At 67.2% G+C, this 16605-nt stretch carries 18 protein-coding genes and 2 pseudogenes; 5 read left to right on the plus strand and 15 right to left on the minus strand.

The annotated features are described in order from the left end of the window. Window positions 1-32: 32 nt before the first annotated feature. The 3 genes from ispG to dxr are packed head-to-tail and all read right to left on the minus strand — an operon-like array spanning window position 33 to window position 3636. On the minus strand, window positions 33-1199 hold the full coding sequence (gene ispG, locus JO059_RS12875) for a flavodoxin-dependent (E)-4-hydroxy-3-methylbut-2-enyl-diphosphate synthase (RefSeq protein ID WP_293319227.1): 1167 nt from the start codon (window positions 1197-1199) through the stop codon (window positions 33-35). Beyond that, the gene (locus tag JO059_RS12880; protein WP_293319229.1) at window positions 1196-2419 is read right to left on the minus strand and encodes a M50 family metallopeptidase; all 1224 of its coding nucleotides are present in this window, start codon (window positions 2417-2419) and stop codon (window positions 1196-1198) included. The genes ispG and JO059_RS12880 overlap by 4 nt, the downstream gene beginning before the upstream one ends. Before the next feature lie 29 nt (window positions 2420-2448). Next, on the minus strand, window positions 2449-3636 hold the full coding sequence (gene dxr, locus JO059_RS12885; RefSeq protein WP_293319231.1) for a 1-deoxy-D-xylulose-5-phosphate reductoisomerase: 1188 nt from the start codon (window positions 3634-3636) through the stop codon (window positions 2449-2451). Window positions 3637-3733: 97 nt separating this feature from the next. On the opposite strand from dxr, the gene JO059_RS12890 reads away from it, so the two are divergent. Then, complete coding sequence (locus tag JO059_RS12890; RefSeq protein WP_293319261.1) at window positions 3734-3988, plus strand: DUF2631 domain-containing protein; 255 nt, start codon at window positions 3734-3736, stop codon at window positions 3986-3988. Here JO059_RS12890 and JO059_RS12895 read toward each other — a convergent pair. From JO059_RS12895 to pyrH, 6 genes and pseudogenes are all read right to left on the minus strand, one after another. Further along, window positions 3989-4885 (minus strand): annotated as a pseudogene (locus JO059_RS12895) (cytochrome c biogenesis protein CcdA); the annotation flags it as partial. A 2-nt stretch (window positions 4886-4887) separates the two neighbouring features. Continuing rightward, window positions 4888-5397 carry a protein disulfide oxidoreductase gene (locus tag JO059_RS12900; protein WP_293319233.1) on the minus strand — a complete coding sequence of 170 codons (510 nt, stop codon included), beginning with the start codon at window positions 5395-5397 and terminating at the stop codon, window positions 4888-4890. Between the two features lie 63 nt (window positions 5398-5460). Next, window positions 5461-6555: a 23S rRNA (adenine(2503)-C(2))-methyltransferase RlmN gene (rlmN, locus tag JO059_RS12905; protein WP_293319235.1), complete on the minus strand. Its 1095-nt coding sequence runs from the start codon at window positions 6553-6555 to the stop codon at window positions 5461-5463. Between the two features lie 22 nt (window positions 6556-6577). Continuing rightward, complete coding sequence (locus tag JO059_RS12910) at window positions 6578-7501, minus strand: phosphatidate cytidylyltransferase (RefSeq protein WP_293319237.1); 924 nt, start codon at window positions 7499-7501, stop codon at window positions 6578-6580. A gap of 22 nt (window positions 7502-7523) precedes the next feature. Continuing rightward, a complete protein-coding gene (gene frr / locus JO059_RS12915) occupies window positions 7524-8081 on the minus strand; it encodes a ribosome recycling factor (protein ID WP_293319239.1) in 558 nt (185 codons plus the stop codon). An 82-nt stretch (window positions 8082-8163) separates the two neighbouring features. Continuing rightward, entirely contained in the window at window positions 8164-8913 is a 750-nt protein-coding gene (gene pyrH / locus JO059_RS12920; RefSeq protein ID WP_293319241.1) for a UMP kinase, read from the minus strand. 346 nt (window positions 8914-9259) lie between these two features. Here pyrH and JO059_RS12925 point away from each other — a divergent pair, with 346 nt between their 5' ends. Both JO059_RS12925 and JO059_RS12930 read left to right on the plus strand, forming a co-directional pair. Beyond that, window positions 9260-9496 carry a CsbD family protein gene (locus tag JO059_RS12925; protein WP_293319243.1) on the plus strand — a complete coding sequence of 79 codons (237 nt, stop codon included), beginning with the start codon at window positions 9260-9262 and terminating at the stop codon, window positions 9494-9496. A gap of 237 nt (window positions 9497-9733) precedes the next feature. Then, complete coding sequence (locus JO059_RS12930) at window positions 9734-10477, plus strand: response regulator transcription factor (protein WP_293319245.1); 744 nt, start codon at window positions 9734-9736, stop codon at window positions 10475-10477. Here the strand turns inward: JO059_RS12930 and JO059_RS12935 are convergent. Further along, the gene (locus tag JO059_RS12935; protein ID WP_293319247.1) at window positions 10423-11358 is read right to left on the minus strand and encodes a lysophospholipid acyltransferase family protein; all 936 of its coding nucleotides are present in this window, start codon (window positions 11356-11358) and stop codon (window positions 10423-10425) included. The two genes, JO059_RS12930 and JO059_RS12935, sit on opposite strands and share 55 nt — an antisense overlap. Window positions 11359-11453: 95 nt before the next feature. Then, the gene (locus tag JO059_RS12940) at window positions 11454-12041 is read right to left on the minus strand and encodes an MPT63 family protein (RefSeq protein ID WP_293319249.1); all 588 of its coding nucleotides are present in this window, start codon (window positions 12039-12041) and stop codon (window positions 11454-11456) included. Window positions 12042-12482: 441 nt separating this feature from the next. Between JO059_RS12940 and JO059_RS12945 the strand changes: the two are divergent. Continuing rightward, window positions 12483-13168: pseudogene (locus tag JO059_RS12945) on the plus strand (SDR family oxidoreductase). 7 nt (window positions 13169-13175) lie between these two features. On the opposite strand, the gene JO059_RS12950 reads toward JO059_RS12945, so the two are convergent. Next, the gene (locus JO059_RS12950) at window positions 13176-13589 is read right to left on the minus strand and encodes a ChaB family protein (protein WP_293319251.1); all 414 of its coding nucleotides are present in this window, start codon (window positions 13587-13589) and stop codon (window positions 13176-13178) included. Between the two features lie 2 nt (window positions 13590-13591). After that, on the minus strand, window positions 13592-14128 hold the full coding sequence (locus JO059_RS12955; RefSeq protein ID WP_293319253.1) for a DUF1360 domain-containing protein: 537 nt from the start codon (window positions 14126-14128) through the stop codon (window positions 13592-13594). A gap of 121 nt (window positions 14129-14249) precedes the next feature. On the opposite strand from JO059_RS12955, the gene JO059_RS12960 reads away from it, so the two are divergent. Next, complete coding sequence (locus JO059_RS12960; protein ID WP_293319255.1) at window positions 14250-14669, plus strand: MarR family transcriptional regulator; 420 nt, start codon at window positions 14250-14252, stop codon at window positions 14667-14669. 1 nt (window position 14670) lies between these two features. Here the strand turns inward: JO059_RS12960 and JO059_RS12965 are convergent, their stop codons facing one another. Next, window positions 14671-16086: an amidase gene (locus JO059_RS12965; RefSeq protein WP_293319257.1), complete on the minus strand. Its 1416-nt coding sequence runs from the start codon at window positions 16084-16086 to the stop codon at window positions 14671-14673. A 32-nt stretch (window positions 16087-16118) separates the two neighbouring features. Beyond that, the coding region (gene tsf, locus JO059_RS12970; RefSeq protein WP_293319259.1) for a translation elongation factor Ts at window positions 16119-16605 on the minus strand (487 nt) is incomplete at its 5' end.

The raw sequence follows: 16605 nt of genomic DNA on the forward strand, positions 1-16605 counted from the left end.
GGCGAACTCTCTGTGAAGGGCAGGGGCCGTTATCAGCTTACGGTCACAACAGGCGAACCGCTTGGTTCTTTTCCGGGACCATCCCCGGCACCCATCTCCGACGCGAGTCGCATCGCCTCCTCGATGAGCGTTTCGACGATCTGTGCCTCCGGCACAGTCTTGATCACCTCGCCGCGAACGAAGATCTGGCCCTTGCCATTTCCGGACGCCACGCCCAGGTCGGCCTCGCGGGCCTCGCCGGGACCGTTGACCACGCAGCCCATCACGGCGACGCGCAGCGGCACGTCCAGGCCGTCCAACCCCGCGGTGACCTCGTTGGCCAAGGTGTAAACGTCGACCTGCGCGCGCCCGCATGATGGGCAGGACACGATCTCCAGCGAACGCGGCCGCAGGTTCAGCGACTCCAGGATCTGAATCCCGACCTTGACCTCTTCCACCGGCGGCGCCGACAGCGACACCCGGATGGTGTCGCCGATGCCGCGCGACAGCAGCGCGCCGAACGCCACCGCAGACTTGATGGTGCCCTGGAAGGCGGGACCGGCCTCCGTGACGCCGAGGTGCAGCGGGTAGTCGCACTTGGCCGCCAATTGCTCGTAGGCGGCGACCATCACGACGGGGTCGTTGTGCTTCACGCTGATCTTGATGTCGCCGAAGCCGTGCTCCTCGAAGAGCGAGGCCTCCCACAGCGCGGATTCGACCAGCGCCTCGGGCGTGGCCTTGCCGTACTTCTCCATGAACCGCTTGTCCAGGGAGCCGGCGTTGACGCCGATGCGGATCGGGATGCCCGCCGCGGCGGCCGCCTTGGCGACCTCGCCGACACGGCCGTCGAATTCCTTGATGTTGCCGGGGTTCACGCGCACCGCGGCGCATCCGGCGTCGATGGCGGCGAAGATGTACTTCGGCTGGAAGTGGATGTCGGCGATCACGGGGATCTGGCTGTGCCGGGCGATCTCGGCCAGCGCGTCGGCGTCCTCCTGCCGCGGGCAGGCGACCCGGACGATGTCACAGCCCGCGGCGGTCAGTTCGGCGATCTGCTGCAGGGTGGAGTTGACGTCATGCGTCTTGGTGGTGCACATCGACTGCACCGAGATCGGATGGTCGCTGCCCACGCCGACGTTGCGGACCATCAGCTGGCGCGTCTTGCGGCGTGGAGCGAGTGTGGGAGCCGGGGCGTCCGGCATGCCCAGGCCGACCGTCATTGGAACAACCTGATCGGGTTGACCAGGTCGGCGGTCACGGTCAGCAACATGTAGCCGACCACGAACACCAACACCACGTACGTGGCGGGCATCAGCTTGAGGTAATTCACCGGCGCCGCGGCGACCATGCCGCGGGCCGAGCGGATCAGGTTGCGGATCCTTTCGAACACCGCGATGGCGATGTGGCCGCCGTCGAACGGCAGCAGCGGCACCAGGTTGATCGCGCCGAGGATGAGGTTCAGCTGGGCCAGGAAGAACCAGAACGCCACCCACAGCCCGTGGTCAACGGTGTCGCCGCCGATGATGCTGGCCCCGACCACACTCATCGGCGTTCCGGGGTCGCGCTGCCCGCCGCCGATGGCGTGCACCAGCGCCCCGACCTTCGTCGGGATCGTCACCAGCGCCTTGCTCACCTCGACGGTCAGGTCTCCGGCGAAGGAGAAGGTGGCGGGTATTGCCGTGAAGACGTTGTAGTGCGTGGGCGCGACCTTGACGGCGCCGACGCCCATGGCCCCGACCGTCGCCGCCTCCGGTTGCCCGCCCTTGGCCTTGGATCCACCGGACAGGAAGCGTTGGGTTGGCGTGACGTCGACGTGGGTGGTGAACGTGGTGCCGTTCCGCTCGACGACGACGGGAATGCTGCCATGCGACTTGCGAACCGCCGCGGCCATGTCGTCGAAGCTGGAAACCGGCGTGTCGGCGACCTTGACGATGACATCGCCGGGGCGAATCCCGGCCAGCGCGGCCGGGCCCGGCCCGCTGCAGTTACCGAGCTTGCCCGGGGCCACTTCCGGGGCGACGCAAGCGGTTTCACCGACAATCGCTTTGGTCGGCGGGTGCAGGTTGGGCAGGCCCCACACCAGCGCTATGCCGTAGATCAGCACCAGGCAGATGACGAAGTTCATGCCGGGGCCCGCGAACAGCGTCGCAACCCGCTTCCACGTCGCCTGCTTGTACATCGCGCGGTCGGCCTCGTCAGGGTCCAGGTCTTCGACGGGGGTCATGCCGGCGATGTCGCAGAAGCCGCCCAGTGGAACGGCTTTGACGCCGTACTCCGTCTCACCGCGCCGGGTCGACCACAGCGTGGGGCCGAAGCCGACGAAATAGCGACGCACCTTCATGCCGGTGGCGCGCGCGACCCACATGTGGCCGCACTCGTGGAGAGCCACCGAGATCAAGATGGCCAGCGCGAACAGCGCAATGCCGATAGCGAACATCATCTTCGCCGCTAGGACCTTTCTAGGACCTTCTAGGACCGTTCTAAGACCATTCCGGAAACCTCACGTTGCGCTCGGGCACGGGCCCAGCGCTGCGCTTCGAGTACGTCATCCACGTTAGCTGGTTCGGCCGCCCATTGGTCGGCAGCGCGCAGCACCTCGGCGATGGTGCGGACAATCGCGGGAAAGCCGATCCGTCCCGCCAGGAACGCTTCGGCTGCTTCCTCGTTGGCGGCGTTGTAGACCGCGGTCATGCAGCCGCCCGTCTGGCCGGCGTATCGGGCAAGCTCGACCGCCGGGAAAACGTCGGCGTCCAGCGGCTCGAACTCCCAGGTCGACGCGGTGCTGAAGGCACAGGCGGGGGCGGCGCCGCTGACCCGGCGCGGCCACCCCAACGCCAGCGAAATCGGCAGCTTCATATCCGGTGGACTGGCCTGCGCGATGGTCGAGCCGTCGACGAAGGTGACCATCGAGTGAACAATCGACTGGGGATGCACGACGACGTCGATGCGGTCGTAGGAAATGCCGAACAACAGGTGGGTCTCGATGAGCTCGAGCCCCTTGTTGACCAGCGACGCCGAGTTCAGCGTGTTCATCGGGCCCATCGACCAGGTGGGGTGCGCGCCCGCCTGCTCGGGGGTGACCGTCTCGAGTTCGCCGGCCGTCCAGCCCCGAAACGGTCCGCCCGAGGCGGTCAGTACCAGCTTGGCGACCTCGTCGGGAGCGCCACCCCGCAGGCATTGAGCCAGCGCGGAGTGTTCGGAGTCGACGGGCACGATCTGGCCGGGGCGCGCCGCCCGCAACACGAGCGGGCCCCCGGCCACCAACGACTCTTTGTTGGCCAGCGCCAGGCGGGCCCCAGACTCCAACGCGGCCAGCGTCGGTCGTAGGCCCAACGCCCCGACGAGGGCGTTGAGGACGACGTCCGCGTCGGTCTCCTGGATCAGTCGAGTCACCGCCTCGGATCCCCGGAATGGCACATCACCGACCAGTTGCGCGGCCCGGTCGTCGGCGACGGCGATATTGGTCACTCCCGTCTCGGCGCGCTGCCGCTGCAGGGTTTCGACGTTCGCGCCGCCGGCGGCGAGCCCGACCACCTCGAAGCGGTCCGGGTTGGCGGCGATGACCTCCAGCGCCTGGGTGCCGATCGAGCCGGTGCTGCCCAGCACCAGCACGCGCAGTCGGCCCGCAGAACCTGCTTGAGCCGTGGGGTTGGTCACCCGTTTATTGTGCCCCCTGACGATCCGTGCCGGGCCCCGCTGCCGGTGTGCCAGAATTCTTCGCAGCAGATGCCGATCGATCCGGAAGGGATTCGCCGTGGCCGGTACCGAGGTGGAGCACTACAACGGCGTCGACGTCGCCGAGGTGCCCTCCGCAGCATGGGGATGGAGCAGGATCAACTACCGCACCTGGTATGCCACCGGGCTGTTCGCCGTCATCTTCCTGTTGGCGATGCTGCGCGGCAACCACGTCGGTCACATCGAGGACTGGTACCTGCTCGGGTTCGCCGTCCTGACGCTCTTCGTCCTGGTGCGCGACTGGTGGGGTCGTCGGCGCGGCTGGCTCAGATAGCACCCGTCGATACCGCGTGGCGGCGAACGCGCCCGCCACCAGCAGCAACAGCGCCCCCACCCACGGGAATGCGCCGTGTTCGTGCACCCAGCCGGCCAGGGCGCCCTGCAGGCGACCGGCCCACCTGATCACCAAGTCCTGATTCGCCGTGCCGGTGACGAGACGCAGCTCGTACGCGCCGTAGTAGGCGACGTAGAGACCCACCAGGACCAGCAGGATGCCGCTGATCCGGTCGACGAACGGCAACACTCGCCGCAAGCGGTCGGCCAGGGACGAGCCGGCAGTTGCCGCGGCGATCGCCAGCACTCCCACCACCAAGGTCAGGCCCGCGACGTAGGCCACGTAGATCGACACCCCGGTGAGTGCCGATCCGCTGCGGAAACCGGCGCCGGTGACCGCCAGAAACGGCCCGACCGTGCACGACAGGGAGGCGATCGCATAGCTGACGCCGTAGCCGTACATACCGATCAGCCGGGAGCGCGCATCGGGCGCCCAGCGCGGGCCCAGCAGCCGGAGCGGCCGGGGTGTCAGGGCCGACCTCAGAGCCGCTGTTAGAGCCGCTGTCAGAGCCGTCAGCTCCCGCCCCGACGACAGCCACACTCCCAGCGCCACCAGCACGAAGCCGATCACCACGGTCCCGTAGGGCAGGTATCGCTGCACCGTCGCCGCCGCGGCGATGGTCAGCGCGCCGAACAACCCGAATACCGTCATAAAACCGAGCGCCATTCCCGCGGCGGCACCCAGTGCCCGCCCCACGGCGGTCACGCTTCGATGTTCGCCGGATGGCTGCCCGCGCACCACGAGAAGCAGATACGCGGGCAGCATGGCAAACCCACATGGGTTCAAGGCGGCCAGCAACCCGGCGGCGAGCGCCAGACCGACCAGGCCCCGGTCCACGGTCAGGACGCCAGCGCGGCGATCCGGCCGGACAGCTCCTGCGGGGACATCGCCGAGGTGGGGTTGTTGACGAACGTCGAGCTGCCGTCCGAGCGGTAGAACACCCACGCCGGCTGCCAGGGAACGTTGTAGCGAGCCCAGATGGAGCCGTCGGCGTCGTTGAGGTTGGTGAAGTTCACATGGTATTTCGAGACGAAGCCCTGCATTGCGGCGACGTCGGAGTGCGCGGCGATGCCGACGAAGGTGACGGACGGATTGGCCGCCGCCACCTGGCTCACGCCCGGAGCCTCTGCGTTGCAGAAGGGGCACCACGGCGTCCAGAACCACAGCACGGCCGGTTTTCCCTGCAGGCTGGCGCCGTTGAACGGGGCGCCGCCGAGCGTGGTTGCCGTGAACTGCAGGCGATCATCCGCTGCCACCGATCGCGGCGCATCGGCAAGCCCGAGTATCGCACCCGCGGCGAAAACGATCGCGGCAAACAGTCTGAGCGGAGATAAAAAGCGGACGACCATGGCACACCTCGTTTGCTGGGTTATGCCAAAGACACGTGATGGTCGCCCGCGTGGTTCATCCAGCTACCCGCCTTCGGCGGCCAGCTGTCCGCAGGCGGCGCTGATCTCACGGCCGCGGGTGTCTCGCACCGTGCACGACACCCCCGCTGATCGAACACGGCGGACGAATTCCCGCTCGACTGCCTTGGGGCTGGCATCCCAGTCGCTGCCCGGGGTGGGATTCAGCGGGATCAGGTTGACGTGCACCAGCCGCCCGAGCGCACGGTGCAGCCGCTGACCCAGCAGATCGGCCCGCCACGCTTGGTCGTTGACGTCGCGAATGAGTGCATACTCGACCGAAACCCGCCGACCAGTCACTTCGGCGTAGTGCCGGGCCGCCTTGAGGGTCTCCCCGACCTTCCACCGGGTGTTGACCGGAACCAGCGTGTCGCGCAGTTCGTCGTCGGGCGCGTGCAGGGACAGCGCCAGCGTCACCGCCAGTTCTTCGTCGGCCAGTTTCCGGATCGCCGGTACAAGCCCCACCGTGGACACCGTCACCGAGCGGGCCGAAATGCCGAAACCGTGCGGCGGCGGCTCGGTGATCCTCCGGACCGCCGCGACCACCCGGGCGTAGTTGGCCAGCGGCTCCCCCATACCCATGAAGACGACGTTGGAAAGCCGATCAGCGAACTCGTCGCGCACGACCGCCGCGGCGGCGCGCACTTGTTCGAGGATCTCGGCGGTGGACAGGTTTCTTGTCAGGCCGCCCTGACCGGTGGCACAGAACGGACAGGCCATGCCGCAGCCGGCCTGCGACGAAATGCACACCGTGTTGCGTTCGGGGTAGCGCATCACCACCGACTCGACGGCGGCGCCATCGCCGGCCCGCCACAACGTCTTGCGAGTTCGGCCCGCATCGCAGGTCACCTCGGCGGCCGCCGTGAGCAGGTCGGGGAACAGGTTCGCGGCGACCACGTCGCGGATGGCCGCCGGAAGGTCCGTCATCTGTCGCGGATCCGCGATCAGCCGCCCGTAGTACTGGTGCGCCAACTGCTTGGCGCGGAACGCCGGCAAACCCAGTTCCGCGACGGCCGACGCCCGGCCGGCTGCGTCGAGATCGGCCAGGTGCCGCGGCGGCCTACCGGGACGCGGCTCGTCGAACATCAACTGCTGGGCCATGACGTGTCCAGTATGGGGTCCGTCAGCGCACCAGGGTGAGCACCGTCCAGGTGGCGACGGCGGAGGGAAGCACGCCGTCGAGCCGGTCCATCAAGCCGCCGTGGCCCGGCAGCAGGCGGCCCATGTCCTTGATTCCCAGGTCGCGCTTGACCTGGGACTCCACCAGATCGCCCAGCGTGCAGGTGAGCACGAGCACGACACCGAGCAGCGCACCGATCCATACCTGCCTGTGGGCCAGCAGGGTCGCGGTCAGGATCGCGGCGGTGATCCCGCAGACCAACGACCCCGCGAAGCCCTCCCAGGATTTCTTGGGACTGATGGCCGGGACCATCGGATGCTTGCCGAACAGGACGCCCACGGCATACCCGCCGACGTCCGAGGCGATGACCGTGATCATCAGACAGAAAACCCGCCCCGCGCCGTCTTTCGGATAAATCAGCAGCGCGGCGAAGGAGGCGAACAACGGAACCCAAGTGGCCAGGAAAATGGTGGCAGACGCGTCCCGCAGGTAGTTGGCCGAGGGCGAACCCTCGAACCGCTGGGGGGGTTTGCTGTTGTCCTGCATGAACAATCGCCACATCATGCAAACCATGGCGGTGACGCCATAGCCCGCCAACGCGCCCGCGGCATGGAAGGGCCAGGTCAGCCACACCGTGGCCTGGCCGCCGAGCAGCAAAGGGATGACCGGAATGACATAGCCCGCTTCACGCAGCCGCCGCACCACCTCGTGGGTGGCGACCGCGATGGCCCCGGAGCACAGAAAGACCCACCCCCGGGGAAAATACAACAGCGTCGCGATCAGGAACGCACCGATGGACAAGCCCACCGCTATCGCCGCCCGCAGATCCCGCCCGGCCCGCGACGTCTTCTTCGCAGGTTGTCCGGCGACCTCGCTATCCCGATGAGCCGGCTCGTCGGCCGGGGCGCCGGCGCCAGTAGTTGCCACGGGATCGGTTGCTGAGCGGCCGCTAGACCTCCAGCAGCTCGCCTTCTTTGTGCTTGACCAACTCATCGATCTGGGCGACGTACTGGTGCGTGGTCTTGTCCAGGTCCTTCTCCGCGCGACCGACCTCGTCCTCGCCGGCCTCGCCGTCCTTGCGAATGCGGTGCAGTTCCTCCATTGCCTTGCGACGGATATTGCGCACCGAGACGCGCGCCTCTTCCCCCTTGTGCTTGGCCTGCTTGACCAGCTCCCGTCGACGCTCCTCGGTAAGCTGCGGAACCGCCACCCGGATCAGCGTGCCGTCATTGGTGGGATTCACCCCTAGGTCTGAGTTGCGGATCGCCGTCTCGATCGCGTGCAGCTGATTGGCTTCGTACGGCTTGATGACGACGAGTCGCGCCTCGGGGACGTTGATGCTGGCCAGCTGGGTGATGGGGGTGCTGGTGCCGTAGTACTCGATCGCGATCCGCGAGAACATCCCCGGATTGGCGCGGCCTGTGCGGATGGTTGACAAGTCGTCACGGGCCACCGATACGGCCTTCTCCATCTTCTCTTCCGCATCGAAGAGAGCCTCCTCGATCATTGGCCCTGCTCCTCTCCCCCGCAAGCGGGTAATACCCCACATCAATGCTGATAGTGGCATCGTCGCGAGCGCGGATCATCCCCTAGGTGGTGACCAGCGTTCCGATCTTCTCACCTGCGACCGCTCGGGCGATATTGCCATTGGTAAGCAGGTTGAACACCAGGATGGGCATGCCATTGTCCATGCACAGACTGAACGCCGTGGCATCCGCCACTCTCAGCCCGCGATCGATGACCTCACGGTGACTGATGGCGGTGAGCAGTTCGGCCCGCGGATTCACCCTCGGGTCCTCGGCGAACACACCATCGACGGCCTTGGCCATCAGGACCACGTCAGCGCCGATCTCCAGGGCGCGCTGCGCGGCCGTGGTGTCGGTGGAGAAGTACGGCAACCCCATACCGGCGCCGAAGATCACCACCCGGCCCTTTTCCAGGTGACGCACCGCCCGCAGCGGGATGTACGGCTCGGCCACCTGTCCCATGGTGATCGCGGTTTGGACGCGGGTAGCGATGCCCTCCTTCTCCAGGAAGTCCTGCAGCGCGAGGCTGTTCATGACGGTGCCGAGCATGCCCATGTAGTCCGAGCGGGTGCGCTCCATGCCGCGCTGCTGAAGCTGTGCGCCCCGGAAGAAGTTGCCGCCGCCGATCACCACGGCTACCTGCACACCGCCCCGGACTACCTCGGCGATCTGCCGAGCGACCTGTGCCACCACGTCGGGGTCGAGCCCGACCTGCCCGCCACCGAACATTTCGCCGCCGAGCTTGAGTAACACCCTCGAGTACTTGCTTCGACTCGCCTGGGCCGCCCCGCCGGCGATCTCGGGATCCGTCATCAGACTCCTCGCATGACAGCGCCATCCCGGGCGACCTCACCCGGAACGGCATTTCACATCCTGCCTCATCGCAGCACAATCCCGCGTGCGCGGGGTGCATTATCTGCGCAGTTGACCGTCCGCACGGCGCGGCAAAACGACGGATGCGCCGTCAAGTACTTCGCCGCCCGACGCGACGCCCGATGTTTGAGCCGGTGGGGGCTTGGGGAATCCGCACCAACGCGGGGGCACCACGGTCTTGAGCATTGAGGACCTGCCCCTCCGTGCGACGGGGCCGATCGATCGTTTCGATCGGCACTGAGTGCGAATTGCCAAGCAGGTACGCCAATGAGGGAGGAACTGATCCATGGCGGACAACAACTCGGGACCGGCTGAAGCCGTCAAGGGCGTCGTCGAGGACGTCAAGGGCAAGGCCAAGGAAGCTGTTGGCGCGGTGACCGGTCGCGACGACCTCACCCGCGAGGGCCAGGCCCAACAGGACAAGGCGGAGGCACAGCGCGACGCCGCGAAGAAGGAGGCCGAAGCAGAAGCGGCCCGCGGTGGCGCCGAGGCGGCTGAGCAGCGCCAGAAGTCCAACCAATAACTTGTCATAACTTGTCGCGAGGGTGGGTCCGGTCCGTGCAAACGGACCGGACCCATCGACGTTGCGGGCCCGACAAACAGTCCAGCGCGTTCGACTGGCCCGGTCTCCCCGATTCCGTAGATCGGGAAGATCGTTTGCGTAAATTGGCTCCGAGCGGGTATATGGCGTTGCGCTGCGGACATCTCCTGGTGGGGTGCCTATGGGTGGGAGCGGCACCGGCCTCAGAGGGTTTTGGAGATGTCGTTGCACGTTCTACTGCTTTCCGATGACGACAATTTCGACTCGGTTTTGCCGACCCTGAAGGCGTTCGGCCGCACCTTGCGCATCGGTCACCTCACCGACGGCGCCGGCGAGCGTGGCGAGGCCGCCGACGTTGCGATCGTCGACGCGCGTGCCGACCTGGAGGCCGCCCGTGCCGCCTGCCGGCGGCTGGCCTCGTGCGCCCCGGCGACCGCGGTGGTGGCCGTCGTGGAACCGACAAACTCCGCTTCCGTGGGCGTCGACTGGCATTGCGACGATGTACTGTTGCCCACCACCGGATCCGACGAGTTGCAGGCGCGGCTGCGGACGGCGATCACGCGCAAGCGCACCGCCCTGGACGGCACCTTGAACTTCGGCGATCTTGTGCTGCACCCGGCCAGCTTCACCGGCGCGCTCGGCGGCAAAGACCTGGCCCTGACGCTTACCGAATTCAAGTTGTTGCATTTCCTTGTGCAGCACGCCGGCCGGGCCTTCAGCCGCACCCGGTTGATGCACGAGGCCTGGGGATACGACTGCAACGGCCGGGTGCGAACCGTGGACGTCCACGTGCGACGGCTACGCGCCAAGCTGGGCGCCGAGCACGAATCGATGATCGACACCGTCCGCGGTGTGGGTTACATGGCGCCGACGCCGCCGCGACCCGAATGGATTCTCGGCGCGCGCGGTCACGCAAAGAGCGGCAAAGCCCGCTTCCGTGCCAGCGCGTCCATGCCTTGCTGAATGGCGTCTTCGACCTCGTGGTACTTGCGGTCGACGTACGCGTCATCGTCTGCACGCGCGGGATCGTTTTCGACCTCGACCGCCGGCATGAACCGGGTCCTGATCTTGGCCGGCAACGGCAGCTGCGGCAGCGCCGCCGGCGCGATCCCCCACGGCAGGGAGAACGCCACCGGAAAGACCTTCAGCCGCAGCAGGCGGTCGAGTCCAAGCGCCTTCGACAGGCGATCGCCCCTGATCAACACGGGCATCGCGTCGGCGCCGCCGACGGTCGCGATCGGCACGATCGGCACGCCGGCCCGAATCGCCATCTTGACGAATCCCTTTCGCCCGGCGAGATTCGCGCGATCGCGCTCGATCCACGGGCGCAGCGAGTCGACTTCCCCGCCGGGCCACAACGCCACGTCGCGTCCCTCCGCCAGGGCCGTGGCAATGGCGTCGGGGGCGGCGGGAAGCACACCCATCGACCGGAAGTAGTGCCCGAAAACCGGGATGGCCATCAAGGCGTCGTGTGCCGTGCCGTGCAACGGACGGACCTGCCCGAAGCGCCGCCACCACTCCAGGCCCACGGTCCACGCGTCCCACACGAACGGGGCGCCGGAGTGGATCCCGATTAACAGCGTCGGCGGGGGAGGAATGTTCTCCCAGCCGTCGATCTCCATGCGGAACCAGTAGTCCACCAGCAGGTTCCACAGAAACTTCTGGCGCTGCAGCGCCGCTTCGTCGGGGCCACTGAGGTCCCACTTGCCGGCCCGCTCGGCGACCCAGCCGCCGATCCCACCGTCCTGCTTGCTGCGCCGCTCGTCCATGGTCACCCGCGCCCGCTTGGCGTGGAGCTTTGCTTGCGCTCGTACTTCGGCTGGTCTGTGATCGGGATTACTCATGGTGGTTCGGGTACCCGGTTGGGGCGCGCAAGATTCCTCAGAACGCAAATCTCCCCGTGCCGCGGGTGCGGCACGGGGAGAGATCGGCTATCCGGTCAGGCGTGGGTGGCCGGAGCCGGCGGTGCACCAGGCGCCGGGCTGCTCGGCACGCCAGGTGCCGGGCTGCTCGGTGCGCCAGGTGCGCTCGGCCCGGAAGCCCCCGGCACGTTCGAGGTCCAGATCAGGATGTCCTGCAACCCGTCGTTGTAGACGACGCCGTTCGGCGGTGCACCGGTCACGTCGAAGTACAGCGTGCCGGTCGACTCGCTACCCTGCGGGATGGGGGCGGGGTTAAGGCCATTAGGGACCTGCACCTTGTCGATCACCCGGTAATTCTGACCGTTGGGCCCCCGGGCGATGAAGTCGTTGACCATCGGGGTGACCATGCCACCGTCCGACCTGGCGGTGATGTCCGCCTGGTAGAGCGTCCCCTTCGGCGTGTAGCCCGGAATCGCCACGTTGCTGGGCCTCAGATTGCTCACGGTGTAATTGGTGACCAGCGGCCCGTCAATAAGCTGTTCGCTGGCGCCGAAACCCTGGATGTTGGGGGGCGCGGCGGAAGCGGTCGCCGCCGCGAAAATGGCTGCCGCAGCTATTCCCCCGGCCGCAACAGCAGTCTTTACAGCGGTTGTGGTGACCTTCATTCTTATTTATTCCTTTCGTGTCCAACGGTCGCCCTACCTTCAGGCGACAACCACACCCACTGCGCATAACCAGTCGGCGTCGACGCTAAACACGCGCCGTCATGGCCTCGGCCGCCGAAAGGTGAGATTAATCCTCCCCCGAGGGGGTAGCCGCAGGCGAATGGGACATCGGCTCGTCAGTGGACCGGCTCATCACCGAAGCGGGAATTGCACGGACCACGCTCCTCGAGAGGCCCGACACTTTGAATCCTCAAGCCGCTGGCTTGAATCACGAAAGGGGACCTGACAATGGGCTTTGCGGCGCAACAACAAACCGTTCCGGGCGTGCAGGCTCGAATGGACCCTGTTCCTGACTGCGGCGAAGAGAGTTACCGGGGTTCGGGAAAGCTCACGGGGAAAAAGGCGATCATTACCGGCGGCGACAGCGGCATCGGCCGCGCGGTGGCTATCGCGTTTGCCAGGGAGGGCGCCGACGTGCTGATCTCCTACCTCAACGAAGACGATGACGCGCGCGACGTCGCCCGCTATGTCGAAGACGCAGGCCGCAGTTGTGTGCTGGTCCCCGGGGACCTCTCCGACCCGGCCCACTGTCGAGCGGTGGTCGACCGCGCGATCCGCGAATTCGGCCGGATCGACATCCTCGTGAACAACGCCGCCTACCAGATGATGCGCAAGAGCCTCGAAGAGATCAGTGACGAGGAATGGGATTACACCTTCCGCCTCAACGTCGGCGCCTACTTCTACCTCGCCAAGGCCGCCGTGCCCCACATGGGGCCCGGATCGTCGATCATCGGCAGTTCCTCCGTCAACTCCGACAATCCCAACCCCACTCTGCGCCCTATGCGGCGACGAAGGCGGCGATCGCCAACTTCTCGGCCAGCTTGGCTCAGCTGTTGGGCGACAAGGGGATTCGAGTCAACAGCGTGGCACCCGGTCCGATATGGACACCCCTCATTCCCTCGACGATGCCGGCGGAAAGCGTGGAATCCTTCGGCGACAACGTGCCGCTGGGCCGTGCCGGCCAGCCGGTCGAGCTCGCCCCGATCTACGTGCTCCTGGCCTCGGACGACGCGAGTTACATCTCCGGAGCTCGGGTCGCCGTGACCGGCGGACGGCCGATCCTCTAGGCACCGGTCAGCGGGCGCGCAGCCGCCGGTTCTGCGTCTTGATCGCCTCGACCAGCTCCGACTTGTTCATCGCCGACCTGCCGCGCACGCCTATCCGGCGCGCCACGTCGAGCAGGTGCTTTTTGCTGGCATTGGCGTCGACGCCCTCGGCGGACCGGCCGGTGTTTCGCGGACCGCCGCCCTCGGCCAGCTCGTCGGAGGGACCGTTGCGCTCCTTGGGCTCCCAGTGGTCACCGACCTTCTCGAAACTGTGCTTGACGGCGGCGTACGCCACGCGGTGGGCGCGCTCCTCGTCACCGTACTGTTCGGCGGCCGAGTCGTGGGCCTTGGCGAACGTGCGTTGCGCCTTGGCCTCGGAGCGCCGCAGGGTGCTGGGCAACTCGCTCTGCTTCGCTTTGCCGTCTTTCGTCGTCTTGGGCATCGTCAGCCCTCGGCGATCTGTTGGGCCCTCGCATAGGCGAGCTGCAAGAAGTCGGCCCCCGCCAGGGCGGTGAAGGTGCCCGCGACCAGGCGGGTAACCCTCGGCGCGAAGATCAGCCCGATCACGAACGCGGTAGCCACCCACATATCCAGGCAGAAGGGGCAAGTCAGCAGTTCCCCCAGGCTGTGGCGCAGAGCACTTTCGTGCCGGGTTTCTTCCATTACCTCGGCCGGGCCGCCCGCGCCCGCATAGTGGACGAACGGCGCCCGCAACGGGCTGGTCACCGCATCTTTGGATATCGTGCGCGACAGCTTATGTGTGCCGACGGTGACCGTCAGGAGATCCTGGACGCTCCAGCGCTGAGGCAACTTCCGCCCCGTGGCCGCGGCGGTCACGCCGACGAGCGCCACCAGGACACCGTAGACGACCAGGACTATCGAATAGCCCTCCAGCGGTCGGGGGTTGTCCCCGCGGTAGGCGTTGGCTTCGCGCCGCGCCCGTCCGGCGACTCCCTCGGTGACTCGGGTGCCGTTGCCCATGGATTCTCCTCACGTGTCGGAATCCCTGTGGGTTACCCGTTCGGGCGCCCGGAAATCACGATGTTGGGGCATCGCTGACAGGTGTACGCCCCAACAACCGCGTTATGTCAATATCACTGACATGGTTCACGCGGAAGACGCTCCCCTTGGTTACCTGCTCTACCGTGTGAGAGCCGTTCTGCAGCCGGAGGTGTCCGCCGTGCTGAATCCGCTCGGCCTGACCCTCCCCGAATTCGTTTGCCTGCGCATCCTGTCGACGTTCCCGGGGATGTCCAGCGCCGAACTGTCCCGGCACACCAACGTCACACCACAGGCAACGAACACGGTGCTGCGCAAGCTGGAAGACATCGGCGCCGTGGAGCGGCCGGCGTCGGTGCCCTCGGGCCGCGCCCTCCCCGCCACGCTCACCTCTCAGGGTCGCGCTCTGCTGAAACGGGCGGAGGGGGCCGTCCGCAACGCCGACGCACGCATCCTGGGAAAGCTGACAGCTGCCCAGCAGCGCGAGTTCAAACGCATGCTCGACAGGCTCGGATCCGACTGAGTCAGTAGCCGGCCTGGATGCGGGCCCACGGTCTGGCGTCTTCCAGTTCGTAGGCCAGCTCCAGCAGCAGCGACTCCTGCCCCACATCGGCCGAAAACATCATGCCGAGCGGCATGCCGTGGGCGGATTGAGCCAGTGGCAGGGAAATCGCCGGTTCGCCGGTGACATTGTGCAACGGGGTGAACGCCACCCAGTCGGTCAGCCGGTCGATGACCTGCTGGTAGTCGGTGGGAGCCAGGTGCCCGATGGGGGGTGTTTCGTCGGCGAGCGTCGGAGTGAGCACCGCGTCATAGGTGCGAAAGAGTTGCGCGGTGCGCCTGCGTATTCTGCGCAGGCGCACGATGGCCAGCGGGAGCCGGTGGATGTTGCGGCCGGTGTGCCGCTCGAGGCCGAGCGTCAGGCTGTCCAGCCGAGTGCGGTCGAACGTGCGGCCGAACATGCGTGGGCCGGTGCGAACTTGCGCGAGCGCCAGAAAACCCCAGTAGAGGATGAAGTCCTCCACGAAAGTGGAAGGGACCGGCGGCTTTTCGAGGTACTCGACGCGATGGCCGAGTTCCTCGAGCAGACCCGCCGCCTTGCACGTCAGCTCGCGCACCTGCGTACTGCACTCGCGCTGCACCGATCGGGTCACCACCGCGATCCGCAGCCGCTGCCGGCCGGGGCCGGTGACGTCCCCGACGGGCGCCAGCTTGCGGTTGCGCCAGACGCGCTCGGCCTCCCGGTAGAACGCCGCGGTATCGCGCACCGATCGGGTGAGGACCCCGTTGGCGACGATGCCCACCGGCATGCGCCGCAGCGCGGCATCCAATGGCAGCCGTCCGCGCGACGGCTTGAGGCCCACCAGCCCGTTACAGGACGCCGGGATGCGGATCGAGCCGCCGCCGTCGTTGGCGTGCGCGATCGGCACGACGCCCGCCGCGACGAACGCGCCCGACCCCGACGACGACGCGCCGGCGCTGTAGTCGGTGTCCCACGGATTGCGGACCGGTCCCAGCCGGGGGTGTTCGGCGGAGGCGCTGAACCCGAACTCCGACAACTGCGTCTTGCCGAGGGGCGCCAGCCCGGTGGCCAGGTACAGCCGGGTGAATTCGCTGTCGGAGGTGGCATTCCACGGAGTCCAGGCGTCGGTGCCGTGCATCGTCGGCTGGCCGGCGACGTCGACGTTGTCCTTGACGAACGTCGGGACGCCACTGAAAAACGGGCATACGCCAGTCACCGGCCGACGGGCCGCGGCCCGCGCCTGCTCGTATGCCTTGTGCGCCGACGCGTTGAGGACGGGGTCGACGGCCTCGGCACGCGCGATGGCGGCCTCGGTCACCTCGGCCCGGTCGAGCCGACCGGCCCGGATCGCCTCGGCGAGACCGACGGCGTCCAGCTCACCCAGCGCGTCGTCACCGAAAGCGTGGACGTGTCGCATAGCGACGACGCTAGCCGCTCGCTGTCGGTGGCCTAGGCCTGGCCCACCTCGAAGCGTACGAACCGGGTCACCGTCACACCGGCCTCGTCGAGCAGGGCCTTGACGGTCTTCTTGCTGTCGGATACCGACGGCTGCTCGAGCAGAACAGCATCCTTGAAGAAGCCGTTCAGCCGGCCCTCGACGATCTTCGGCAGCGCCTGTTCCGGCTTGCCTTCCGCCTTCGCGGTCTCCTCGGCGATGCGGCGTTCGCTGGCCACGACGTCCTCGGGCACATCCTCGCGCGACAAGTACTTGGCCTTCAGCGCGGCGATCTGCAGTGCGGCAGTGTGCGCGGCATCGGCGTCGTCGCCCTCGAACTCGACCAAGACGCCGACGGCCGGCGGCAGGTCGGCGGCGCGCTTGTGCAGGTAGGTCTCGACCTCGCCGTCGAAGTACTGCACCCGGCGCAGCTCGAGCTTCTCGCCGATCTTGGCCGAAAGCTCGGCGATGGCCTCCTCGACGGTCTTATCGCCAAGCTTT

It is taken from the genome of Mycobacterium sp. (genome assembly GCF_019247615.1).
GTDB lineage: Bacteria > Actinomycetota > Actinomycetes > Mycobacteriales > Mycobacteriaceae > Mycobacterium.